Source organism: Rhizobium sp. 18065, from assembly GCF_902706095.1.
Taxonomy (GTDB): Bacteria; Pseudomonadota; Alphaproteobacteria; order Rhizobiales; family Rhizobiaceae; genus Allorhizobium.
The window spans coordinates 36,965-60,804 of record NZ_CACSJP010000014.1 but is presented as its reverse complement, the minus strand read 5'-3'; the positions used below and the strand labels follow the sequence as shown (position 1 = coordinate 60,804).

The following is a 23,840-nucleotide window of genomic DNA, read 5'->3' as shown; positions in this document are numbered from 1 at the left end:
TTGCCGCCGCTTCACGATTCTGCGAGAGGCCTTTACTCCATGTTTGACCCGAAATCCGAAACGCCCGCCCGGGTGGTTGAAACCATTGCGGCCACATTGAACGCCCACGGCGTGCGTCACGCCTTCGGCATGCCGGGTGGCGAGGTCGTGACCTTGATCGACGGCCTGGAAAAGGCCGGGATCGCGTTCCACCTCGCACGCCACGAGACGGCCGCAGCCTCGATGGCGGCAGGCGCAAGCGTTACCACCGGGACGCCGGGCCTTCTCGTCACCACCGTCGGACCGGGCCTTGCCAACGCTGTGAACGGCATCGCCGATGCAGCCCAGGAGCATGTGCCGCTTATCGTCATCTCGGGTATTGTCGATCGCGCCACGCGGGCCCGCTACACGCATCAGGTCATCGATCACGCCCAGCTTTTGCGGCCTCTGGTCAAGGCAAGTTTCGAGATCGAGTGCGAGAGTGCCGGACCGACCGTTGCCCGGGCGCTGGCGCTTGCCCTGACGGAACCGATGGGGCCGGTTCATCTCGATCTGTCCCCCGCAGTCGCGGCCATGGTCGACCCCAATCCGAGGGTGATCAGCCCGTCAACGGTGCTTGCGCCTGCTGTTGGAGCTGCTGACCCGGCGGTTCTGACCCTAGCGCAGCATCTGTCGAAGGCCGAGCGACCACTGATCCTGGCCGGTTTCGAGGCAGCGAGGGCAAATGCAGGTGTTCACATCCTGCGCCTGGCCGAAGCGATCGGCGCCCCGGTCCTGACGACCTACAAGGGAAAGGGGCTCATTCCGGAAACCCATCCTCTCGCTCTCGGCGGTGCAGGCCTTTCGCCACTGGCTGATGCCATCATGCTCGACCTCATCAGACGCGCCGATCTGATCCTGATGATCGGCTACGATCCGATCGAGATGCGTCTCGGCTGGCTCGATCCGGTGTCTGATCCCGACAAGATCGTGGAAATCACCGCTGCAGCGCCCGATCATGCGATGCACCATGCCGCGACCCGTTTTCTAGTCAACACGGCCGATGCAGCATCGGCCCTCGCGACTGCGGTTCAGCCCAAGACATCCTGGCCTGACGGCGAGCACATCCGCGCCCGTCAACAGGTCGCAGCGATCTTTGCGACCCGCTCGGACTGGGGTCCCCACGCCATCATCGACCTGCTCAACGAGGCCGCCGGCCCCGATGGCCTTGTGACGGTCGACAGCGGCGCGCACCGGATCTTGCTATCGCAAAAATGGAGTGCGGCACGCCCCCTGTCCCTGCTCCAGTCGGCCGGCTTCTGCACCATGGCGGCCGCCCTGCCTCTGGCGATCGGAGCAAAGGTCGCCGATCCCAAGCGCCGCGTCTTCGCGGTCATGGGCGATGGCGGGCTTGAGATGGGCATTGGCGAACTTGCCACGTTGCGTGATCTCGGCCATCCCGTGACTATCGTGGTCTTCCAGGACCAGAGCCTTGCGCTCATCGCATTGAAGCAGGCCTCTGCCGGCCTGGCCTCGGCCGGTGTCTCGCTCGGCGAAACGAACTTCGCCACCGTCGCCACGGGTTTCGGAGGCCATGGCGTTCGCGTTGAGACCGCCGACGATCTGCGCCGCGAGCTAGCTGCCGCAGAACACCGCGCAACGTTTACTCTAATCTCATGCAGTTTTGATGCCGATGCTTACAAAAACACCTTCTGAGCCTGCCGCCAGGTCCGATGCTCCGCGCACCAAGCGCCCTCGCGATCCCCGCCTTGATGTATTTCGCGGGATCGGAATGCTTATCATTCTCCTGGCGCACGTGCCGAATGACCATTGGGCTCTGTGGATCCCGGCGCGCTTCGGATTTTCGGACGCCACAGAAATGTTTGTCTTCCTGTCGGGCATGGCATCAGCGATTGCCTTCGGCCGCCTGTTCGACCGGGAGGGGATCGTCATGCTGTCGGCGCGCGTGGTGCAGCGCATCTGGCAGATCTACTGGTCGCATATCTGCGTTTTCCTCGTGATCGCAACGCTGATGGCGATCGCCGGCAACAAGCCCGATGGAACCTCCTATATCCAGAGCCTCAATCTCATCCCGCTGTTCACTGCCCCCGCCCCGCTTATTGTGGGACTGATGACCCTGACCTATGTGCCGAACTATTTCGACATCCTCCCGATGTACATGGTGATCCTGGCCCTGATGCCGGTGATGCTGCTGGCCGAGCGGCTGAACCGCCGTCTCCCTCTCCTGCTGATGGCCGCCCTCTGGTTATCCGCCCAGTTTTACCTCGTGCATTTGCCGGCGGAACCATGGTCCGAGCGGCCGTGGTTCTTCAATCCCTTCGGCTGGCAGCTGATCTTCTTCCTCGGGTTCTTCCTGATGCGCGGCACCATCGCTCCGCCGCCCGACAATCGCTGGGTTATGGCGCTGGCGATCATGATCGTCGTCGCAACCGTTCCCTTCGCCTGGTATATGGTCCTTGATGCGTCAGTCTTTTTCCGCGATGCGGCCCACGCCATCCGGCCACTGACCGACAAGACTATGTTCGGCCTGTTGCGGCTCATGCACTTTCTCGCCCTTGCCTATATCGCCTTTCACGCCGTCGGCGTCGGGGGCCAGAGATTGATCCATCCGCGCATCTACCCCGCCACCCGCGTGTTGATGAAGGTTGGGCAACAATCTCTGGCGGTCTTCATCACGGGCATGGTTGTCGCACAGATCATCGGCATCTGGCTCGATCACGTCGGCCGCACGCCACTCTGGACGGCGCTTGCCAATCTCACCGGCTTCGCCCTGCTGATTGCCACCGCTTATCTGGTGGCCTGGTTCAAGACCGCACCCTGGAAGGCATGACATGACATCCGAAAAGAGTGAAGCAATGACCCAGGAAGACACACAGCTTGCACCGGGCAGCCTTGCAGGATTGCGCGTTCTGGACCTGTCCCGAATTCTGGCCGGCCCGACGGCAACCCAGCTCATGGCCGATCTTGGCGCCGAGGTCATCAAGGTTGAAAAGCCCGAAAGCGGCGATGACACGCGCAGCTGGGGCCCGCCGTTTCTGCCTGATGCCGAGGGCAATGACAGTGACCTGAGTGCCTATTTCCTCTGTGCCAACAGGAACAAGAAATCGATCGCCATCGACATCACCAGTGAAGAAGGCGTGTCGTTGCTGCGCCGGCTGGTGGCCATTTCGGACGTTGTGGTCGAAAACTACAAGCCTGGCGATCTCGCTCGCCGCGGTGTCGGCTACGAGGACCTGAGACACATCAAGCCTGATATCATCTGGTGCGCTATCACCGGATTTGGCCAGACAGGCCCCTATTCCGACCGTATCGGCTACGATTTTCTCATCCAGGCTATGGGTGGGATCATGAGCATCACCGGTGAACCGGAGGCAGCCGGCGGTAAACCGGTCAAGGTGGGAGTTGGGATCGCGGATGTGATGTGCGGCATGTATGCAACCGTCGGCGTTCTTGCGGCCCTTAGACACCGTGACCGCACTGGTCAGGGTCAGCATATCGATCTAGCCCTTTATGACAGCCAGGTTGCCTGGCTGATAAACGCGGCCACAAATCACCTGGTTTCAGGCCGGGTGCCCAAGCCTCTCGGCAATGCACACCCCAATATCGCCCCCTACCAGACCTTTGCGGCATACGATGAGTATCTGGCGGTGGCGGTGGGCAATGACCAGCAGTTCCTGCGCTTTGCAGAGGCGATCGGGCGAGCCGACCTCGCCACAGACGACCGGTTCCGGCGAAACAGGGACAGGCTCGCCAATCTTGAGGCACTGCAAGCCTTGATCCAGGCAGAAATATCAAAGGATACCGCCCTATCCTGGGAGCAGCGCCTGCTCGGTGCCGGTGTACCGGCTGGCCGCGTCGCGACGATCGATACCGTTCTGGCCGATCCCCATACGCTGGCGCGCGGGATGGTGGTGGATATGCCAGGAGATGAGACCGAGGATCCGGTTAGTCTTCTTGGAAATCCGCTCAAGATGTCCGTGACGCCAGTTCAGTACCACAGCCGCCCGCCGCATCTCGACGCCGATCGGGAGGCAGTCCTGCGGCTGCTGGACTCGGATTGAGGTGAGGTGGCCGGATTCAGGGCCCGGTCCAAGCACTTGCGATCCGTTCGGTGAGGGTCAGAATTCCGAAAGCGGCGACGACATAGGCGATAGTGAACAGATCCTGGAAGGCCGTGCCCCTAAGAAAAATCGGGCCGTATGACCAGAGGATCACGAGCAACCATTTAAGGCCTGCGGCCACGGCAAGTCCTAGGAGATGGCGTAGGAGTGAAGGCTTGCCGTCCTGGCTCATGAGCCCATCTCACGCTTCGCGGGCATTTTGACGCGAAAAATCAAAATGTCGTCGCGCTGCTCCACCTCGCCGTCAAGCTCGATCAGCAAGCCGGTCCGATTCAGCAGTGCGCGGGGCAAGGGCCCTCCGTCGGAGCCTGCCATCAGCAGGAAGTTATGGCCCTCGACCGGTGATGTCGTCACGAATACAGGCGGCACGCCGCCGGTAATGCAGAGATTGGCGCAGGCCTTGTGCGCGAGACCGGTTCCCGGCCGCATGGCTCCGGCATAACACTTGCCATCGCAGATTTCGCCGGTCAGTCGCCAACGACCGAGGGATACCGGTGCAGCAGGCTGAATTGCTTCCACGGGCGAAGTGGCGCTGGCCAAACCAGGGTTGCCACCCACCAACAGCATGTCGAGGTCGCCGCGCTTGACGAAGATGCCGGAGACCTCGGCCCATTGCCCGTTGAGAGGATCGGCGTCCTTGGCGACACCCGCTTTGCCTTGCCCGGACAGCATGATGGCGCGCGGGCCTCTGCCATCGCGTGCGGGCACGCGCAGGATCGGATAGGGCAGCATTTCCAGCACACCGGCCAGTCGCCCGCCCTGCAATTCGTCGACATAACCGCCGGAACCGGGGTTCTGAGCGGAGAGCGAGAACGCCAGGGAGGCAAAGGCGAGGCCCAGGAGGAAAAATACGACGAAGAGAAGCATGCATTGCGCGATCGCCGGCGGGACCTTCTTCGCATAACCGATGAAAAAACCAGGATCTGGCGGACGAGGCATCATGGCGAAGTCCTTGTTGTCGGCATTGTCTGAGAGGCTGGGGACATAGCGCCAGTGACCGTGACAGGCTCGATCCTTGTGCCGAGCGGCACGGCGACAGGATCGACGAGGACCCGTGTCCCCACGACTTTCACATGATACTTGCGCACCCTTTCCTTGAATGGCGGCGGCGCGCATCCGTCTTCCAGGCGATACTGGTAGCCGTGCCAGGGGCAGGTCGCAAAACCCATGACGACCTTGCCTTCTCCGATCGGGCCATTCTGGTGTGAACACAGATTGGAGAGAGCCGACAACTGGTTCTTGAACCGGAAGACAGCGACCCGCTCGCCTTCAGGCAACACGCCGACAATGGCAAGTCCTTCCTCAATGGCGCTCAGATCGCAGACATCTACCCAGCCTGTCTCCGCTTCGATCCGGGACGGGGCCTCATCGATCGCCTGTTCCCGACGCCCGGCCTGCAGATGCAGCACCGACAGCGCGACCAGACTTGCACCGAGGGACAATGCCGTCATTGGATTGGATCCATCGATCACCGCCCCCAGGCCCACATGCAGCACGACAGCCGCATAGGCGGCATAGATACTCATATGCATGGCCTTCCAGACGGGCGGCGAGAGGAAGGAGAGCCAGAAGTCGTGGCTCGTGGCCGCCAGCACCAGCAGGATCAGCAGCGCGAAGATGCCGAACAGCTCAAACGGAAACCCGGAAATGCTGCCGAAGCTCGTATTGCTCGTGAAAAGCGCGGTGAGCTTCGGGGTGGCGCTGAAGGCGAAGTACCAGTCGAGGACGAACATCGCATGCGTAGACGCAACCGCCGCCGTCATGACGCCGAAATGGCGTCGATTATACAGCAAGGGCAAAAAACGCGGATCGAGCCTGGCGAGCGGGCCGATGGCCAGCACGACGGTCAGCAACAGAAAGGCCAGGGAACCGAAGGCACGCATCCGGAGGATGGGCGTATCAACCGCGCGCACGGTCGGTGACAGGAGCGGTGCGAGCTTGAGATAGAGGAGGATGTAGGCAACCACCCCGCACAACAGGACGGCGTCATAGATGAGCTTGTTGCGGTTCCAGCCTACGGGCTTGTATGCCGTGCTCATGGAGCCTCCGGCCGATCGGCAGGCGCGAGCCGTATGGACGGAGCGTCGCGGGAAAGCTTCGATGTCGATGTGAAGGCAAGTGCCAGGCACACAGGCAGGGCAACCGCCAGTGCCGTCCATATCCAAGCATGAGCCTTGCGGTGCGCGCGCTGCATGCGTCTAGTCTCCGCTGCTGCGGGCAAGGATGGCCCATCGCCACACCACCAGTGGCCAGAGAAGAAGGATGCCGGGGATCAGCAGCGGCCGAAACGCGTAGGCACCAACGGCTGCGTGATCGATCCGGTCAATCCCGATGGCCAGAAAGGCGACAGCCACAATGAGACCCGGTGTGACCCAGAGAAAGAGAGCGGCGAAAACGGGGTCAGCAAAAATATCCATGCGTTCGACCTCACTCCAATCCTGTTGCGGGAATGGCAGCGCCGGTCACGACTGCTGCCTCGGGAGAGATGAGGAAAGCGATCAGCCGGGCGATGGAATCCGGCGCCACCCAGTCAGAGACCTTTGCATCCGGCATGGCTGCGCGATTTTGCGGCGTATCGATCGTGCCGGGCAGGATGCAGTTGGCCGTAATGCGATTGCTGCGATGTTCAAGCGCAATGCTCTCCGTCAGCCTGAGCACCGCAGCCTTTGATGCAGCATAAGCAGCCTGATTTGCGCCGGCCTTCAATCCCGGGGCGGCTGCGATGTGCACGATGCGGCCATAGCGGGCAGCCTGCATCACGGGTAGGACGGCGATGCTTGTTACCAGTGCGACCCGCGCATTCAGGGCCATCATCAGATCCCACTGGGCAAGTGCGTCACTGGCAACCGGCCCGGTCGCGAACCCTCCGACCGTATTGACGAGAGCATCGATGCCGCCGAAACAATCCACCGCCGCCTCGACCATGGCCTGCGCGACAGCCGGATCGCCGAGATCGGCGCCGGCAAAGATCAGTGCTTTCGTCCCTGAGGGAAGCGACCGAACGAGAGCATCCAAAACCTCGGCCGTTCGATCGACGCAAACCAAGTTTACACCCTGTCCAGCAAGTCTCGCGGCTGTTGCACGGCCGAGATTGCCGGCAGCACCGGTCACAATCACGCATGTAGGTTTTTGCACGATCTGAACTCCCTAAAGAATGTCAGCTAGACCAACGATGGTCGCGACGGCCTTGTCTGCCCGTTAGACGCTCTTCGCCTAGCGACGTTACAGGCGAGCAAGACAGAAATTTTCTAACCCCGATGGAGCGCGCCTCTCGCTTCGGTGAGTGGGTAATCCCCCGGCAATTAACGGCTTCAAAAGTAGAGTTTTCTCGGGCTTTGTGAACGAGGATATTTTGATAAAGACGAGCAGATTTAGCGAACCCCAAATCCTGGCCATCCTTCGCCAGGCGGAAGGTGGCGTCCCTGTCCCCGAGCTATGCCGGGAACAGGGAATGAGCAAAGAGGTGGCTCGGCTTGTCTGAACAGTTTCGTGCGTTTCGCTAGGTGGATTTCCGCCTCGATTATGCCGCCACCTTCATTGGTGGCAGCGCGTTGAAGTAGGCCTGATCCGGTGTCTGCCCGTCAAGGGATGAATGTGGGCGTCGGCTATTGTACAAGAGGGCGACGGAACACCCACGGGACCGAGGTTCGGGAGCTTTTATATCCGTGGCACCCTTGGTCTGGGCGGCTCGTCCATATCCATGGGTTGGTGGACAAGGGATCTGCTGTGTTCCACTGCAGTCTTTCGGGTTCGAGATCATGCCGGCTGCCCGAAGTTCCGGTGTGGATGTTTGACCGAACACTGAGTGCACGTTGGTTGGTCTTGCCAATCGCGTATGCCGATTTTGCTTGCCTGCTTGCTTTGGCAAAGTTGCTGGAAGAGGCAGGCACCCCGTCGCAAGGCGCGGATATGAGCGCAGCATTTATCTCTCACGAAACGAGTCGGGGAGATGTCCATGCCACGCCAGTTCACGACATATCAGTTCGATCTGTTCTCGAGCACACACAGCGGGAAGACGCCAGCGATGCCGCAATGACAGACATTTCCGGAAGGAACACAACAGGCGTAAACGGCACTCATCGTGCGGCTGCTCGTCGACCACGCAAACGGCGGAAGCGCCTCCCAGTCGAAGGAGGCCGGTCATGATGCATGAGAAGATCAGCGCCCACCATCTTGAGCGCAAGGCCATTCTGTATGTCCGACAATCGTCAGCTCATCAGGTGTCAATCGAACGAACAGCTCTGTGATGTCGTTAAGCGTCGAGCCGCGATGATGACGGCGAGCGGGCGTGTACTGGCGGATGAGATTTTTTCGTCCACGGCCATTGTCCATCGATTTCGGCTTCCAGCGAGAAGCTCAGAAAAGTCCGGATGAGGACAATCATCCCGAGAAGCCCGACGCTTTCCCAGGTCAAGGGCGAAATGATCGTTGCGATGATGTCCGCACCTATCAGGATCTCAAGGCCAAGCAATATGCCGCGACCGAGGTTGGCGCGGTATCGCTCGTATGCGTCCCGGTGGTCGATTGCGAAAATGTCTCGCGCATAGGCGACCGTCGCGATCACGACGCCAACCAGGATCACGCCGACTCCGAAGAATTCGAGGCCGATCGCAAGAGGCTTCAGAACGGGAGCAATCAGACTGGAGAGACCGCTCGTATCATGCCCGACGTCCATCGGAGGTTCCTTTCATGAAATGGAAATAAGGCCGAGCCTCTTGCAGGTTCAGGATTCTACTCCGGTACTGCTCGCGAAGAGAGCGAGAGTGGCGAGGATGACCGGCAGGCTGAAGGCCGCCACGGGAGCGAACATGTAGCCAGCCGCACCGATCCCACAGCCGAAAGCGAAGGTGGCGACAGCGGTGGCCATCTTCTTCACCCGCGCCTTTGCGACAGCGATCTCGTCAGCCTTAGGGTTGGCAAGGAGGTCGGCAAGATCAAGCATGATCTGGGTTGTCGTCCCGGTCATCAGAGTTGATGGCGGAGCCTTGGCGAGATGTGCCTTGTGCAGGCCATTCTGGATGGCCATTGCCGACACAAGGGTCATCGCGACGACCAGTGTGATGCCGCTGTTGTCGCCCTGGAAGGGTCCATAGAAGAAGGCCATCATCGCGACCACCAGGAGCAAGATCAGCTTGACGACAAGCATCGGACGGATCGGTGAGCGGTCTCGGCTTTCTATTCTCAAGCAGACCAGGCGAGACGCGAACACAATCACACAGAACATCGGAAGCGCCAGCAGCTTCGACCATGCGCCATCCAGACCGTGCGCCATCGTTGCACCTAAAGTCACGAAGTTACCCGTGACATGCGCGGTAAACAGACCGGAGAGTGACAGGAAGCCAAGGGTGTCGACATAGCCACCATTGAAACTCAGGAGAGTGGGAAGGGCGGGAAGCTTCATTGTCTTGGTCTCGCTCTATGCTGAATTTTGGGATGTCCATCCCGCGGCGTGGGTGAGTTTCGCGCCGACCGCCCTTTTCAACAATTGCATCAATTGTTTCGAGTTCATTGCGCCAATCGACATAATGGAAAGGGCGGCCGAAGCCGCCGCGCCCTTTTTCAATTTACGCAGCGCCCGGCCGATTGATTGTCAGGAAGTGGCGGACAACCGGCTTCTCCGGGCCGACATGGTAGGTCAGCACCTTGCCCTGAAGGTCGGCGTCTGCGTTTGAAACCCGCTTGTGTTGGCGAAGATGTTCAGCCCAGGATTCCACCATGAACCACTCGACGATCTTTTCAGGGTCGGCGGAGTCCTCGGTGACACCCCAGCCATAGGCACCATCCCGGCGACGTTCCTTGGACAGATGATCGATGGCATGCAGGAATGCGCTGCGGTGCTGCTTCTCGACCTTGTACTCGATCAGGATCAGAACCGGACCCCGGTCATGGGCAACGGGTTCGGCAACAAGGGGCTCCGGCCAATGGTTGGACGGCACCATGTCGGCGTCGCCTGCCGGAAGCTTCACGCGGTGCATGATGAACCCAGCCACGAGCAGTCCTGCGGCCGCGATGAGCAAGGCGATCTGGATGCCGACAGCTTCGCCAACCGCACCCCAACCCAGGCTTCCCGCCGTCATCGCACCGTTGAAGACGGTCAAATACACGGCAAGACCACGACCGCGCACCCAATTGGGAAGAACCGCCTGCGCCGCGCCGTTCAAAGTGGTCAGCGCAGTGATCCATGCGCCGCCGAGGAAAAGAAGAACGATAATGGCAACAATCTTCGGCGGGGCGAGCGAGAGGACACCCATGACGACGGCTGTGATCAGGGCTGCTCTGAGGAGCAGACCGTCCGAGCTCAGGCGTTCGCGCAGTCTCGGCATGATCAGTGCTCCACCGATCGCACCAGCACCCACGGCGCCAAGCAGGATGCCGTAGAAGCTCGCATCACCACCCAGCAATTGCCGGGCAACGAGCGGAAGAAGCGCCCAGACAGCACTGGCAAAGGCAAAGAAGATTGCGGCGCGCAGCAGGACGATATGCAGCGGCCTGCTCGAGCGTGTGTAGCGAAGGCCTGCCCGGAAGGCGCCAAAGAAATTTTCCTGGAGTGCGTCGTTGGCGTTCTTCGCCCGTGGCCACCAGACGAGCGCCGCGATGACGAAGATGTAGCTGGCCACGTCGGCGCCGTAGGTGATCCCGGCTCCGAATGCTGCAAGCAGCAGGCCGCCAGCGGCTGGGCCGATGGAGCGGGCGATATTGATGCCCAGCGAGTTGAGCGCCACAGCGCTTTTGACATCCTCGCGCTTCACCAGTTCAGGCACGATCGCCTGCCAGGTCGGCCCCATCAGAGCCGCACCGATGCCGCCGAGGAAGGTCAGGCCGATCAGGGCGCTCACCGAAAGCATGCCGGTCTTGGAAAGAACCATGAGGCTTATGCTGACGGATGCAAGCAAGAGCTGAACGGCAATCAGAAACTTGCGACGATCGAGGATGTCGGTGAGAACCCCCGCAGGAATGGCCAGCAGAAAGATCGGGAGGGTGCCGGCCGCCTGGACCATGGCAACTGCGGCGGGCGATGCAGACAGGTCCGTCATCAGCCAGGAGCTGGCGACATCGCGCATGAAGCTGCCAGTGTTGCCAAGCACTGTGGCGATCCAGAGAACCGCAAAGATGGGTTGTGCAAGGGGGGCAAAGCTGCCTCCTGAGGATTTCAAAGCGCTCATTTGCCTTTTCCCCTGGTGAGATCGTTCGCAGCGACCAAGATGAAAGCACCCGCAAGGCCGAGGTGCTCGAAGAAGGCATTGGTCGCCATCATGCGATCCATGCCGGGCGCCATTTCCCAAAAGCGAAGGGCGAGGAAAGTCGCCAGGATGGTGAAGCCTGCGAGCGCCAAGGCTCCGGCCCAACGAAGGACGCCGGAAACCACCAATGCCGAGGCCGCAAGCTCAAACGCGATGACAGCGACAGCGAAGAAGGGTGCAGGATGGAGGCCGAAATGATCCATCTCGGCCAGTGCGCCATTGAAATCGAAGATCTTCGTCAGCGGGCCCTGAATATAGGCTGCGCAGAGCGCAAGCAGCGCGACTGTGCGTACGATCGGCGAACCGATGAGACGTGGCAGACCGGACATGGCCGTCTGAGAGGTGTAGGTATGATGTGGCATCGTTGCTCCTGCAGGTTCGCCGGTCTGATCGAACGGCTGCGTTTGATGGAGCGATATTGGCTGGTTATTGCCATGCCAACAATTGCAGCAATAGTGTCGATTCAATTGCGCAAACTGCAATTATCATATGGATCGCTTGGGCGACAATACGGCCGCCCAAGCTGGTCTAGAGGTCAGACTGCCCAGCAGGAGCAGCCCAGCGCACCGAAGAAGCCTTTAAGGTCAGCGATCGGCAATTTCGACGTCCAGGCCCCGGCGTGGTCGTGACCATGCACACCGCAGTCGCTTGCGCATCCGCATGTGGAGATCGCGGTACGTCGAAGCGAGCGGGCACCTGCCCCTTCCGGCTCGCCCCAGGCAGCATAGCCGCCGAACTTGCGCACAGGCGACCAGTCAGGCATGGCTGGCGGCACGTCGTTCTCGTCGAGCGCTCTGAAGTCGCCGGAACCATAGACGATCTTGCCGCCGACCATGGTCAGCTCCGAGACCAGGAAAGAAATCTCGTCCTCGGCGCAGGAGAAGAAGTCCTTGTCCGGTACGACGAGATCGGCGAACTGGCCTTTCTCGATGCGCCCCTTTTTGCCCTCCTCGTTGGAGAACCACGTAACCTTTTCGGTCCACATGCGAAGCGCCGTCTCGCGGTCGAGGCAATTGGCACGCGGATAAAGCTGCATGCCGCCAACCGTCTTGCCCGTCACCATCCACGACAGCGAGACCCACGGATTATAGGAGGCGACGCGGGTCGCATCGGTGCCGGCCGAAACATTGACGCCCTTGTCGAGCATCTTGCGGATTGGCGGTGTCGCTTCGGCAACGCCGTGGCCGTAACGCTCAACGAAATATTCGCCCTGATAGGCCATGCGATGCTGGGTGGCGATACCGCCGCCAAGCGCTGCGATACGGTCGATGGAGCGATCCGAGATCGTCTCGGCATGGTCGAAGAACCAGTTCAGGCCTTCGAGCGGTATGTCCTTGTTGACCTTCTCGAAGACGTCGAGCGAACGCGAGATTGTCTCGTCATAGGTCGCGTGCATACGCCATGGCCAGCGGTTTTCGGCCAAAACCCGAACCACTTCCTCGAGCTCGCCTTCCATTTCCGGCGCCATTTCCGGGCGCGGCTGGCGGAAATCCTCGAAATCGGCGGCGGAAAAGACCAGCATTTCGCCGGCACCGTTGTGGCGGAAATAGTCGTTGCCTTGCTTGTATTTGACCGAGGACGTCCAGTTGAGGAAATCTTCCTTTTCTTCCTTGGGTTTCTGGGTGAAGAGATTGTAGGCCAGACGCACCGTCATCTGGTTCTCGTCCGAAAGCTTCTGGATGACTTCGTAGTCGTCAGGATAATTCTGGAAACCACCGCCGGCATCGATAACACCGGTAATGCCCAGGCGGTTCAGCTCACGCATGAAGTGGCGGGTCGAATTGACCTGGTAGTCGAGCGGCAGCTTCGGCCCCTTGCCAAGCGTCGAATAGAGAATGCCGGCATTCGGTGTGGCCAGCAGCAGTCCGGTCGGGTTGCCATTGGCGTCGCGGGTGATCTCGCCGCCCGGCGGGTTCGGCGTGTCGCGGGTATAACCGACGGCGCGGAGCGCTGCGCCGTTCAGAAGTGCCCGATCATAGAGATGAAGCAGGAAGACCGGGGTATCGGGTGCGATCGCATTGATCTCTTCGATTGTTGGCAGACGCTTTTCCGCGAACTGGTGCTCCGTGAAACCGCCCACAACACGGACCCATTGTGGAGCGGGTGTGATCGCCACCTGCCGCTTCAGCATGTCCATCGCGTCGGCGAGCGAACGGACCCCGTCCCAGCGCAGTTCCATATTGTAGTTGAGGCCGCCGCGAACGACGTGGGTATGGTTGTCGATCAGACCCGGCAGGACTCGTTTGCCCTTCAAGTCGACGATCTTGGTATCGGGACCTGCCAGCGCCATGATCTCGCCGTCCGTGCCGACGTCCAGAAACAGGCCGTCCTTGATGGCAATCGCTGTCGCATTTGGATTGGCGCGATCGAGTGTCGTGACGCGCCCACTATGAAAGATCAGGTCGGGATGCATGGTTTGTACTCCGGTCTGGTTGGGATCCGCGGCGTTGGCCGGTGAGAAGAGGTTTGAGAACGCCAAGCTCGAGGCTCCGCCAAGAAAGGTCCGACGCGTTGTCATCAGCTCTGCTCCTTATTCTCGCTTTCTGCACGACGAGCAACCTCCAAGCCCTCGCCACCTTTTGGCAGGTGAGCGAACATGTGGGGCTTGATCTGATTGAGCCAGGAAACGGCCGCGGGCTCCTTGCTCCACAGAGATTTGGCGAGCGGGACGATCTGTTCGCCGACGAGAATGCCGAGAAGACCGACGAGGGCGATGACCGGCGGAGCCGGCGAGCGGACGTTCAAGAGGCTGTAGACGATGCCGACGAGCAGACCTGCGCCGAGCGACAAAAGATACATCTTCATAGGATGTCCTCCACGATTACGGAAAGGCCGCTCCGACGGGGTTGTCGAAGCGGCCAGATCAGGTTCTTACTTGCCGGTTTTCTGGGCCGGGTTCGGGCCGATGCGCTTGCCGTGGGTTACGCGTTCGGCGGCGTTGTGGACCATGGTGTAGGCGTAATCGATGCCCATGCCGTAGGCACCGGAATGTTCCTTGGCGAGCGAGGTGACCGCATCATAAGTTTCGCGGTGTGCCCAGTCGCGCTGCCACTCGAGCAGAACCTGCTGCCAGGTGACCGGGATGACGCCGGCCTGCACCATGCGGTCCATCGCGTATTTGTGCGCATCGCTGGAGGTGCCACCGGAGGCGTCGGCAACCATGTAGATCTCGTAATCCGGAACGTCGCGCATGGCCGACAGCGCGAAGGTGGTGTTGCAAACTTCGGTCCACAGGCCAGCGACGACGATCTTCTTGCGGCCCTCGGTGGCGTTCTTAGCCAGCGCGTCACGGACGTTCTGGTCGTCCCAGGAGTTCATCGAGGTGCGCTCGAGAATGTCGTTCTCCGGGAATACGGCGAGCAGTTCGGGGAAGGTATGACCGGAGAAGGAAAGCGTTTCGACCGTGGTGATAATGGTCGGAACGTTGAAGATCTTCGCAGCCTTGGCAAGGCCAACGACATTGTTCTTCAGCGTCTGGCGATCCATCGACTGAACGCCCATCGCCATCTGCGGCTGCTGGTCGATGAAGATGAGCTGGCTGTTTGCCGGGGTCAGGACTTCGAGCTTGGACATGGTCAATTCCTCGTGGGTTATGTGGACCGCTTTTGCGGGATCAGAAACAGGCGGCAGCGTTCGATGGGGCGTCGGGTGGTGACGCTCGCTCTGCAATCCTCAAAGCTCCCGGCACCTGCGAGGTAAGCCGTTCACTCGTTGTCTTGGCTGCTGATTAGAAAACTATCGCATCGGCTTTCGACGCAGAATTGCAATATTATTTGTGAATGAATTGCCATTTCCGCAACAATCAAAATTGCCGCCTGTTGCCGTCGCTATTGTAGGAGGCGCTTGCCGCTCCCCGATCACAGGCGTTTTCGCTTAAAGTGCACAGCGGGTCTTGTTGAATAGTCAGGTGCGTAGAACGAAAGACCGGCGAAACACCCGACGCAGTCGCGATCATGATGCCCGGATGTTCAGGCGTTGCGCCGCCAGATGCCTGGTGTGGTGCCGACGACATTCGCAAAGACGCGCGTGAAATGGCTCTGGTCCGAAAAACCGCATGAGATCGCCACTTCGGAAAGGCTTGAACTCGTGTCGAGCAACATTGCCCGTGCTTGAGCAACCCTCTCGCGCAACAGCCATTGATAGGGTGTCATGCCCGTGGTTTCACGAAAAGCGTGGATGAAATAGCCGCGTGAAAGACTGCAGGCTTGCGCCAATTCCGCGACCGAGACGTGACCATGAAGATTGTCGAGCATCAGCGACTTGGCGACATTTTCCTGAGCACGGGAGAGTTTCCGCGTTCTTGTGCCGGACGAGACGACACGGTCGCCGTACTTCTGAACGACATGAGTTCCAATCGCGGTGGCCAGTTGATCAATGAACAGGGCGCTCGCCTTCTCCGGATGCTGGAGCGCGGGTACCAGCGCACGCGCGAGGCTCGCGAGAACGGGATCCGCCTGGGCGGTAACGGTGTTCAACGCCGATACCATCGAAAGGTCGGCCTCCTCCGCGATCAGGGCCAGGGAGTTCGGGGATATTTCGAGTAGGACGAAGTCGAAAGGGGTCTCAAGTTCGGCTTTGTAGTCGTCGCCCAGTCTGCGGATATAGACGGCGTCGTTTTCGAAGACATGGGTTGTTGCGTGGTATTCGTGAAAGATGCGACGCGTATGGCCGGGCAGCGTGGAAACACCCACGACAAACCCGCGATCGCTTGCCGGAGTGGCTACCTGCTGCAGAAGCGCTTCCTGCGATCCCTTGCGCTGTATGGTGAGACCAGCTCCGCGAATTTTCTGGTTCGTGTATAGTTTGTCGAACGGGCATCCGAAGCTGTCGACCGATGCAATGCCGGGAATTTCCGAAGGAACGGTGGATTTCTTCAGCAAAAACGCTACCTTCCAGTTCGACCAAGCCAGACGGCTAGTCTCTTTCCCGTCGCTCATCGGGAAACTCTTGGCCGTTCACTACCGTGCTATGATACGCCACAACAGTGAATTGAACGTGATATTGCAAACCTCCGGATCAAGAAGTCAGTTCGACGTCCGTGACTTTTTCATAAGAGTTTTGTTGTGACCGAAACATCGGCGATCGCCGAACAACATGAGTAGGTGGTTCGGGGCGGCCAGCCCACCCACTCTCGTAACTCGACCTCTCCAGAAGGCTGAAATTACGATGGCCCACGTCATCCGCGGTTATGACGGAGCGTAGCCTTCCGTCGTCATCCCTGCCGATGATGCCTTTCTGATTCTGCTATACATGATCGACGTCGTACATTCCGATGGCAGGCCACCCTCGCCGCCAAGGCTCTATCCGAAGGGTTCCATCTGCCTCATCAGCCTCGTGACCGGGGCAGCTATCGCCGTCCAAGGCCAGTTCGATGCACTGGTCGTTCATATCCCACGAAAGCATCTGAGCGAACTTGGGGAGAAGACAGGCCAGCCTTGTGTTGGTGATCTGACGGTCTGTCGTGGCATGGGCGATACGACCGTGCGAGACATAGGGGCAGCGCTCCTCCCTTTGATCGGCCGGGATGACGTGGACCGCTCACTCGTCGCGCAAGACGCACTGAAGCGCCGTGACCAAAGGGGCCACGACGCTTCAGTTATTCCTTCACCTCTGGAACGATGCCGGGTTCAGGCGGCCAGTGGAGCGAGGTTGGTCTGGATCTGATCCCGGAAATCCTCGTACCGGCTCGGCAGCTTAAGCGCTTCACCCAGATGCGCAGTATCTTCGTCGCGATTGAAGCCAGGTTCATTGGTGGCGACCTCGAAAAGAACGCCGCCGGGCGTGCGGAAGTAGATGGCCCAGAAGTAGTCGCGGTCTATGACAGGCGTCACCTGATAGCCCGTATCCATCAGCGCCTTGCGCACTTCGAGCTGCTTTTCGCGGTTATCGACGGCAAAAGCGATATGATGGACTGAGCCGGCACCTGGTCGGGCAAACGGTATTTTGGGCAATGCCGTAAGATCGATCGTATCCGCACCATTTCCATCGGGAATGATAAAGCGGGTGACATCGCCCTCGCTGTCGGCACGCTGATATCCCATGAAGCCGAGCAGTTCTTCGGTTGCACCCGTATTATTCAGGCTGAAACGCGCGCCCGCGAAACCGCGGATAGCCGCATCGTCCGGAATGCCCTCGGCAAGCCAGGGAGCGCGGTTGTCGTCTGCCGATTCTATCAGCGCAAGGCCGTCACCGTCCGGTCCCATGAAGCGAAGGCGGTTGGCGCCGAATGCCGTGTCCGTTTCCAATCCATCGACACCTTGCGCGGTGAAGCGATCCTGCCAGAACTTCAGAGAACCTTTCGGAACGGAAAACTGCGTCTCGCTCACTTCACCTACGCCAGGCCGGCCCAGCATCATGTTCTGGAACGGGAAGTAAGTCATCACCGAGCCGGCGGAGCCGTTCTCATCGCCATAATACAGGTGGTAGACGCTTGGATCGTCAAAATTCACCGTCTGCTTGACGCGGCGCAGGCCCAATGTCTCGGTAAAGAACCGGTTGTTCTGTCGCGCATCGGAGGCCATCGATGTGATGTGATGCAGTCCTTTGATATCCTTGATCATGGTCCGTGACTTTCCAAGCTTTCCTGTTTCGTTGGATGCAGGTTTAAACCGATTGATCCCGACGCAGAATTGCAATATTTCTCTCGAATGAATTGCACATTTTGAAATAATGAGATGAACGATTACAAAGCGCTGAAAACCTTCCTACTGGCTGCCGAGAAGCGCAATTTTGCGCAGGTTGCGCGCGAGCTGGATATGACACCCGCAGCGGTAACGCGTGCCATTGCAGCCCTTGAAGACGATCTCGGTGTGCAACTGTTTGTGCGCACGACCCGCCAGGTTTCGCTGACAACCGACGGGGCGGTTTTTGCCGCGCAGATCCAGCCGGCAATCGCGGCACTCGAAAGTGCCCGCAAGGATGTCAGAAATGCGCATAAGGCAGATCAGGGTCGTTTGCGCATCAGCTCGCCGACCTGGTTCGGCAAGGCTGTTTTGCCTCCGATCCTGTCAGGGTTCAGAGAGCTCTATCCGAAGATGAGTTTTGAGATTTCCCTTTCGGATGGCATGGTGAACATCATCGACGACGATTTCGATCTCGCAATCCGTATCTCGTCTCAGCCGTCGGACAAATTCACCATCTGGCGCAAGATCCGGCTCGTCCCGCGCATCCTCGTGGCAGCCCCCGGAAGCCGGTTCGTTGAGATGCAACATCCAAGCGAACTGACGCCGGACGATTGCCTTGCCTATAGTGGCGAAAGCAGACGGGAAAACTGGGTGCTGTCGGATGGCGGATCGAGCATGACGATCTCGGCCGGCCGTGGGTTCAGTGCCAACAATGGCGAGGTCCTCGCCGACATGGCGGCCGATGGCGCCGGCGTTGCAATGCTGCCAGGGTTCCATATCTCCGAGCACTTGCAAAGCGGGCGCCTCGTCCAGGTTCTAAAGGGATGGGCGCCGCCCGATCTATGGCTGACCCTTTACTATCCCCCTTATCAAGCTCTGCCGCCCCGCATCGCCTCGTTTTCAAAATTCTTCGAGGAGCAGGTTGGGGCGCATATGGTGATGCTCGACTAATTCTCACCTGGGTTGGACAGGAACAGCCAAGAGCGTCGAGACCAATGCATCGCGGCCTGCGGCGATGTCCGCGGCCACCAACGCCTGCAAACGCCACAGATTGCGGTCGCGGATACCTTCCGTCTGAAGATCGATGATCGTCTTGTGCAGATATTCGGCGCAGGATCCGCCCTCACCACAGGCTCTTGCAATAAGACAGGAGGCTTCCTCGATTGGCAGAGGTCGTGTGAGCCCGCTGCGTTTCGTGCTCGCCCAGAAAGTCAAAGCCTTGCAGACACCATGTTCCGTGCGGACTGGCAGCCAACTGACCATATCGATGACCTCGGTATACTTGACCTCACGTGCGATGAGCGCGCGAAGATCCTGACGCCGCCGGTCGGCTGACAGTTCAAAGACGACGCCATCGCATTGGCCGCCACGCTCAAGGGCCATCATCAAGCCGGGTTGGTCACTGGTTGCTCGCCAACGCTTGATCTTCAGGGAGAACGAGCGATGCCATCCGTAAGCGGTGGCCCGCTGCCGGCTGGCGGGTTCGAACTCTGGGTTCCACATTAGCGACCCATAGGCAAAGACCATCAGTGGATCGCCGCCGACTTCGTCTTCTATCTTCTCAACGAGACCGTCGAGCTCCGCCTCAGAAAGCGCGGTCCAGCCCGGCTCGGGGCCGTCGTCACGGACATGTCTGATCGTCAGGGCAACAAGATCAGGGGTTAATTCCATCATCGTCTCGATCAACGTCTGGCATGGATTTGGCAGAATGGCCGCAACGGTTTCCCGTCGCAGCCGCGCCCTTGGGAGGGTTAGCTCTGGATGAACGCCAACAGGTCTGCGTTCAGCACGTCCGCGTGGGTGGTCAGCATGCCGTGCGGGTAACCGGCATAGACCTTCAACGTGCCGTTCTGGACGAGCTTGACCGAAAGCCTGCCGGCATTGTCGATCGGCACCACCTGGTCGTCATCGCCATGCATCACGAGAACAGGGACGGTGATCGCCTTCAGGTCTTCGGTCTGGTCGGTCTCGGAAAAGGCCTTGATGCCTTCATAATGGGCTTTGGCGCTGCCCATCATCCCCTGCCGCCACCAATTCTGGATGACACCGGGATAGACCTTCGCATCGGGACGATTGAAGCCATAGAACGGACCAGTCGGAAAATCGAGGAAGAGCTGAGCGCGGTTCTCGGCAACACCCTTGCGGATGCCGTCGAACACGTCCATCGGCAGGCCGCCCGGATTGCTGGCAGTTTTCAGCATCAGCGGCGGAACGGCTGAGACGAGCACGGCCTTGGCAACGCGGCCGGCCGGCTGGCCATGCTTGGCAACATAGCGGGCAACTTCACCGCCACCGGTCGAGTGGCCGATGTGGACGGCATTCCTCAAGTCGAGATGCTCGACAACGGCGAATGCGTCGGCGGCGTAATGATCCATATCATGCCCGTCGGAGACCTGGGCGGAGCGGCCGTGGCCACGACGGTCATGGGCGACAACGCGAAAACCCTTCGACAGGAAGAACAGCATCTGCGCATCCCAGTCGTCCGACGAAAGCGGCCAGCCGTGATGGAAAACGATTGGCTGCGCGTCCTTCGGACCCCAGTCCTTGTAGAAGATTTCGACGCCGTCCTTGGTGGTTACGTATGCCATCGTGTTTTGTCCTTCAAATGAGTTCGTGATAGGCGCAGCGTTGGCTGCAAAAGCGAAAGTGGGTGACATTGTCATCGTGGCTGCGGCAGCACCGGCTGAAAGCAGCGCGCCACGGCGCGTCATGGGAAAAGTCTCGGTCATGTCGCATCCTGCAATTGTGTCGGTTCGGAGTCAGCCGTGCTTGGCTCGTCTGATGGACACATATTGCCGGTTTACCGCCGGCCCAACAATTGCATCAATTGTTTCGATATAATTGCGATATTAGCAATAATTGCAAAGTTCTGGGAGTGCGCGGGCAATGGTTCGAGGGTCGAGCCAAATTGTCCAAGTGGACCTGATCCGGCCCATGTCGACGAACACAAAGATACAGCGCCACTCTCATCTGTCGCAACGACGAAAAGTAAAACCTCAAGACCCCCCGGCTATCGCCCGCATATTGTCGGCTCCCTTGATAGGATGTGAACCGTCGACCCTCCATTGAATGCGGAAATAATTTCCGCATTCATCCCATTTCCATCCGCTCGCCTTGCAGGCATGTGAACACTTGACTCGGTGATCGCGATGTCCATCGCTTAAACCATTGATCATAAAAGAGCTCCTCGCACGTCACGCCCCTTGGATTTTCTCCTCTGCATAGATCCCCAGAGACGGCGTTTGAGGCTGCTGGTCAGAGACGTTGCTGACCGCTACTCGTCTGACGTCAGTATAATGTGGTGTCGCGACAGGTTGTCGAGAACGACATCCACAATCTCATGCAGATCCGTGCGGGTACTTCCTCCGGCCGCTTGCACCGCTAAGCCCTGGATGACCGTCGAGACGTAACGGGCAAGTTTCCGTGGTACGCCTTCGATTGAAGCATCGCCCTCGTAAAATGCTTGCTCGATTCGCGCCTCAAGAAGCGGTTCGGCTGCGGTTCTGAGGACTTTCAGTTCGTCGCGAATATCCACCGCCTTGTCGCTGCACGATAGCGCACCCTGCACGTAAAGACATCCGGCAGGTCTGGTCGGATCTGTGTCAGCGTCAGCAGTCAGGCGCAGCAATCTTTCGATGGCACGGTAAGCGGTCGGCTGTGATAGCGCATCCGCAACGATCGGCGCTCCGCGGTCGGCGTACAACTTCATCACAAAACGGAACAATCCCTCCTTGTTGCCAAAGGCAGCATAGAAACTCGGAGGCTTGATCCCCATGGCGGCGATCAGCTCCCCGAACGTCGCCCCCTCATAGCCCTTTTCGATGAACAACGGCAGCGCGGCCGCGACCGCCTCATCAATATCGAACTCCCTCGGACGACCCATAGCCATCACCGGCCTCCAGCAATTTATCTAGTCTAAACTATATAAGTGCCTTGACTATTGGTGTCCAGTCCTTGATGTGTAGCCACAACTACATAACCAAAGGATCGATCATGTCTCAGCTTCTAAAAGGTAAAGTTGCCCTCGTCACCGGCGGGGCTCGCGGTATCGGCGCTGCTATCGTCAAGCGCTTGGCCAGCGATGGCGCAGATGTTGTCTTCAGCTATTCCAATTCGAAGGATCGTGCCGACCAAGTCGTCGCGACTGTAGATGCAGCCGGCGGTCGTGCTATTGCCATCAAAGCGGACCAGGCTGTTGGAGCCGAAGTTGAAAAACTCGTCAGGAAAGCCCACGAGGTGTTCGGCAGGCTTGATATACTCGTCAATTCGGCAGGCGTGTTCGTCACCGGCGTCGTCGGCGATCCCGCAGCGGATATCGCAGGCTTTGACCGGCAGCTCGATATCAATTTGAAGGGCGTCGTCACTGCCGTCCGCACCGCGGTTCCATTGATGAGCGACGAGGGTCGCATTGTGTCCATCGGCACCACGGGTGCGGATCATATCCCGTTTGCGGGCGCGTCGGACTATATCGCCACCAAGGCTGCGGTTGCTGCCTATACCCGTGGCTGGTCGCGCGATCTCGGGCCACGTAACATCACTGTCAACATCGTCCAGCCGGGCGCGATCAATACCGAGATGAACCCCGAAGACAGTCCGTTTGCGGCGATGCTCAGCGGTTTGGCGGCGCTCGGGCGGTACGGACAGCCGGAGGATATCGCTGCGGCGGTCGCATTCTTGGTCGGTCCGGACGCAGGCTATATCACCGGCACGACGCTCAACGTCGACGGTGGGCAGACTGCCTGAGGCATCGTCTTAACAACGGTGTTCGCACCATTCATCAAATGCAATCAAGAGTGTTGACCCATGTCGCATCGCATTCGCATCTATCAACAAGGTGCTCCAAGCGTTCTTCGATACGAGGATTTCGAACCAGGCGAGCCCGGAGCCGGTGAAGTTCGACTGAGGCAGGATGCTGCCGGGGTAAATTTCGTTGACACGATGTTTCGCGATGGCACCTTCGGCGTGCAGCTTCCATTTGCGATGGGCGTCGAAGGTGCGGGGATCATCGAGGCAATCGGACCCGGCGTTTCCAGATTCAAAGCCGGCGATCGCGTTGCCTACTGGTTTTCGTTCGGGAGCTATGCCGACAAGCGCATCATCAACGCCGATGCGCTTGTCAACCTGCCGCCACAAGTCTCGACGGAAGAGGCGGCGGCCCTCCTTGCGAAAGGGCTTACAGCCTGGGCGCTTGTCAAGCGTGTTCACATCGTTAAGCTGGGGGCAACGGTGTTGGTGCACGCAGCGGCCGGCGGTGTTGGATCGCTCGTCGCTGCATGGGCACAAGCGCTTGGCGCACGTGTGATAGCGACGGTAGGAAGTCCGGCAAAGGCCGATGCGGTTCGTAAACGCGGTTTTGACCCTGTTCTCGATGCGAATGATCCGGACCTTGCCAGCACGATCAAAGCATCCAATGGCGGAAACGGGGTGGATGCGGTCTACGAACTGGTCGGTGCATCGACGTTCGACCAATCCGTCGCGGCAATCCGGGATGGGGGCGATCTTGTCCATAGCGGCAACGCGTCCGGATCACCTATCATAGACGAAGCGGCGCTGGTCAAACGTTCGATTCGTTATGTAAAGCCGTCCACCGGACAGGTCATCAACAACCGGAAAATCCTGGACGAAGCCAGCGACGATCTGTTTGCCGCTCTTCAAGAGGGCGTCTTCGGCAAACTCGCCATTGCGCGGTATCCCCTGCGCGATGCTAGTCAAGCGCACGAGGACATCGCGGCTCGACGTGCTGTCGGATCGATCATCTTGACGACTTGAGATCAGGCGGGGATCCCGATCATCATCTCAAAGTGGCAATCGGAAGACTTTTTCGGATACCGTCTCCGGACGTGAAGTCCAACACTCACTTTTGCCGCCGGCGGACA

Annotated in this window: 23 protein-coding genes and 1 pseudogene; 7 read left to right on the top strand and 17 right to left on the bottom strand. The window is 59.4% G+C overall.

The genetic code is table 11. The annotated features are described in order from the left end of the window. Nucleotides 1-39 precede the first annotated feature (39 nt). From GVK95_RS22915 to GVK95_RS22905, 3 genes are read left to right on the top strand one after another with little or no spacing between them, the layout of a single operon-like run. Nucleotides 40-1,674 carry a thiamine pyrophosphate-binding protein gene (locus GVK95_RS22915; RefSeq protein ID WP_159953003.1) on the top strand — a complete coding sequence of 545 codons (1,635 nt, stop codon included), beginning with the start codon at nt 40-42 and terminating at the stop codon, nt 1,672-1,674. Next, on the top strand, nt 1,646-2,809 hold the full coding sequence (locus GVK95_RS22910) for an OpgC domain-containing protein (RefSeq protein WP_159953002.1): 1,164 nt from the start codon (nt 1,646-1,648) through the stop codon (nt 2,807-2,809). Before GVK95_RS22915 ends, GVK95_RS22910 begins: the two co-directional genes overlap by 29 nt. Before the next feature lies 1 nt (nt 2,810). After that, nucleotides 2,811-4,040, top strand: a complete 1,230-nt coding sequence (locus GVK95_RS22905; RefSeq protein ID WP_244618873.1) for a CoA transferase — start codon at nt 2,811-2,813, stop codon at nt 4,038-4,040. Nucleotides 4,041-4,056: 16 nt separating this feature from the next. Here the strand turns inward: GVK95_RS22905 and GVK95_RS22900 are convergent, their stop codons facing one another. The 5 genes from GVK95_RS22900 to GVK95_RS22880 all read right to left on the bottom strand — a co-directional run bounded on the left by GVK95_RS22900 (nt 4,057) and on the right by GVK95_RS22880 (nt 7,235). Beyond that, on the bottom strand, nt 4,057-4,272 hold the full coding sequence (locus GVK95_RS22900; RefSeq protein ID WP_159953001.1) for a hypothetical protein: 216 nt from the start codon (nt 4,270-4,272) through the stop codon (nt 4,057-4,059). Next, complete coding sequence (locus GVK95_RS22895) at nt 4,269-4,967, bottom strand: hypothetical protein (RefSeq protein WP_244618872.1); 699 nt, start codon at nt 4,965-4,967, stop codon at nt 4,269-4,271. The genes GVK95_RS22900 and GVK95_RS22895 overlap by 4 nt, the downstream gene beginning before the upstream one ends. 71 nt (nt 4,968-5,038) lie before the next feature. Beyond that, the gene (locus GVK95_RS22890) at nt 5,039-6,139 is read right to left on the bottom strand and encodes a Rieske 2Fe-2S domain-containing protein (RefSeq protein ID WP_159953000.1); all 1,101 of its coding nucleotides are present in this window, start codon (nt 6,137-6,139) and stop codon (nt 5,039-5,041) included. 159 nt (nt 6,140-6,298) lie between these two features. After that, nucleotides 6,299-6,517: a hypothetical protein gene (locus tag GVK95_RS22885; protein WP_159952999.1), complete on the bottom strand. Its 219-nt coding sequence runs from the start codon at nt 6,515-6,517 to the stop codon at nt 6,299-6,301. Between the two features lie 10 nt (nt 6,518-6,527). After that, nucleotides 6,528-7,235, bottom strand: coding sequence for an SDR family NAD(P)-dependent oxidoreductase (locus GVK95_RS22880; RefSeq protein ID WP_244618871.1), 708 nt, complete (start codon nt 7,233-7,235; stop codon nt 6,528-6,530). A 220-nt stretch (nt 7,236-7,455) separates the two neighbouring features. On the opposite strand from GVK95_RS22880, the pseudogene GVK95_RS22875 reads away from it, so the two are divergent. Continuing rightward, nucleotides 7,456-7,557: pseudogene (locus GVK95_RS22875) on the top strand (transposase); the annotation flags it as partial. Between the two features lie 795 nt (nt 7,558-8,352). Here GVK95_RS22875 and GVK95_RS22865 read toward each other — a convergent pair. The 9 genes from GVK95_RS22865 to GVK95_RS22825 all read right to left on the bottom strand — a co-directional run bounded on the left by GVK95_RS22865 (nt 8,353) and on the right by GVK95_RS22825 (nt 17,901). Beyond that, nucleotides 8,353-8,775 carry a DUF1622 domain-containing protein gene (locus GVK95_RS22865; RefSeq protein ID WP_159952997.1) on the bottom strand — a complete coding sequence of 141 codons (423 nt, stop codon included), beginning with the start codon at nt 8,773-8,775 and terminating at the stop codon, nt 8,353-8,355. A 48-nt stretch (nt 8,776-8,823) separates the two neighbouring features. After that, nucleotides 8,824-9,501: a YoaK family protein gene (locus tag GVK95_RS22860; RefSeq protein WP_159952996.1), complete on the bottom strand. Its 678-nt coding sequence runs from the start codon at nt 9,499-9,501 to the stop codon at nt 8,824-8,826. 163 nt (nt 9,502-9,664) lie between these two features. Beyond that, the gene (locus GVK95_RS22855) at nt 9,665-11,263 is read right to left on the bottom strand and encodes an MFS transporter (protein WP_159952995.1); all 1,599 of its coding nucleotides are present in this window, start codon (nt 11,261-11,263) and stop codon (nt 9,665-9,667) included. Continuing rightward, the gene (locus tag GVK95_RS22850) at nt 11,260-11,703 is read right to left on the bottom strand and encodes a DoxX family protein (protein WP_159952994.1); all 444 of its coding nucleotides are present in this window, start codon (nt 11,701-11,703) and stop codon (nt 11,260-11,262) included. Before GVK95_RS22850 ends, GVK95_RS22855 begins: the two co-directional genes overlap by 4 nt. 173 nt (nt 11,704-11,876) lie before the next feature. Continuing rightward, a complete protein-coding gene (locus GVK95_RS22845; protein ID WP_159952993.1) occupies nt 11,877-13,859 on the bottom strand; it encodes an amidohydrolase in 1,983 nt (660 codons plus the stop codon). Then, nucleotides 13,859-14,146 carry a XapX domain-containing protein gene (locus GVK95_RS22840; RefSeq protein WP_159952992.1) on the bottom strand — a complete coding sequence of 96 codons (288 nt, stop codon included), beginning with the start codon at nt 14,144-14,146 and terminating at the stop codon, nt 13,859-13,861. Before GVK95_RS22840 ends, GVK95_RS22845 begins: the two co-directional genes overlap by 1 nt. A 66-nt stretch (nt 14,147-14,212) precedes the next feature. Next, entirely contained in the window at nt 14,213-14,914 is a 702-nt protein-coding gene (locus GVK95_RS22835; RefSeq protein WP_159952991.1) for a hydrolase, read from the bottom strand. 395 nt (nt 14,915-15,309) lie between these two features. Continuing rightward, nucleotides 15,310-16,278 carry a helix-turn-helix domain-containing protein gene (locus GVK95_RS22830; protein WP_159952990.1) on the bottom strand — a complete coding sequence of 323 codons (969 nt, stop codon included), beginning with the start codon at nt 16,276-16,278 and terminating at the stop codon, nt 15,310-15,312. 690 nt (nt 16,279-16,968) lie between these two features. Continuing rightward, nucleotides 16,969-17,901: a VOC family protein gene (locus GVK95_RS22825; RefSeq protein ID WP_159952989.1), complete on the bottom strand. Its 933-nt coding sequence runs from the start codon at nt 17,899-17,901 to the stop codon at nt 16,969-16,971. Between the two features lie 114 nt (nt 17,902-18,015). Here GVK95_RS22825 and GVK95_RS22820 point away from each other — a divergent pair, with 114 nt between their 5' ends. Continuing rightward, nucleotides 18,016-18,915, top strand: a complete 900-nt coding sequence (locus GVK95_RS22820) for a LysR family transcriptional regulator (RefSeq protein ID WP_159952988.1) — start codon at nt 18,016-18,018, stop codon at nt 18,913-18,915. 3 nt (nt 18,916-18,918) lie between these two features. On the opposite strand, the gene GVK95_RS22815 is transcribed toward GVK95_RS22820, so the two are convergent. The 3 genes from GVK95_RS22815 to GVK95_RS22805 all read right to left on the bottom strand — a co-directional run bounded on the left by GVK95_RS22815 (nt 18,919) and on the right by GVK95_RS22805 (nt 21,853). After that, nucleotides 18,919-19,635 (bottom strand): gamma-glutamylcyclotransferase, encoded by a 717-nt coding sequence (locus GVK95_RS22815; protein ID WP_159953027.1) that lies wholly within the window; start codon nt 19,633-19,635, stop codon nt 18,919-18,921. An 80-nt stretch (nt 19,636-19,715) separates the two neighbouring features. Then, nucleotides 19,716-20,552, bottom strand: coding sequence for an alpha/beta hydrolase (locus tag GVK95_RS22810; protein ID WP_348532458.1), 837 nt, complete (start codon nt 20,550-20,552; stop codon nt 19,716-19,718). 686 nt (nt 20,553-21,238) lie between these two features. Continuing rightward, the gene (locus GVK95_RS22805) at nt 21,239-21,853 is read right to left on the bottom strand and encodes a TetR/AcrR family transcriptional regulator (RefSeq protein ID WP_159952986.1); all 615 of its coding nucleotides are present in this window, start codon (nt 21,851-21,853) and stop codon (nt 21,239-21,241) included. Between the two features lie 104 nt (nt 21,854-21,957). Between GVK95_RS22805 and GVK95_RS22800 the strand changes: the two genes are divergently transcribed. Both GVK95_RS22800 and GVK95_RS22795 read left to right on the top strand, forming a co-directional pair. Further along, on the top strand, nt 21,958-22,707 hold the full coding sequence (locus GVK95_RS22800; protein WP_159952985.1) for an SDR family oxidoreductase: 750 nt from the start codon (nt 21,958-21,960) through the stop codon (nt 22,705-22,707). Between the two features lie 60 nt (nt 22,708-22,767). After that, nucleotides 22,768-23,733, top strand: a complete 966-nt coding sequence (locus GVK95_RS22795) for a quinone oxidoreductase (RefSeq protein ID WP_159952984.1) — start codon at nt 22,768-22,770, stop codon at nt 23,731-23,733. Nucleotides 23,734-23,840: the final 107 nt, after the last annotated feature.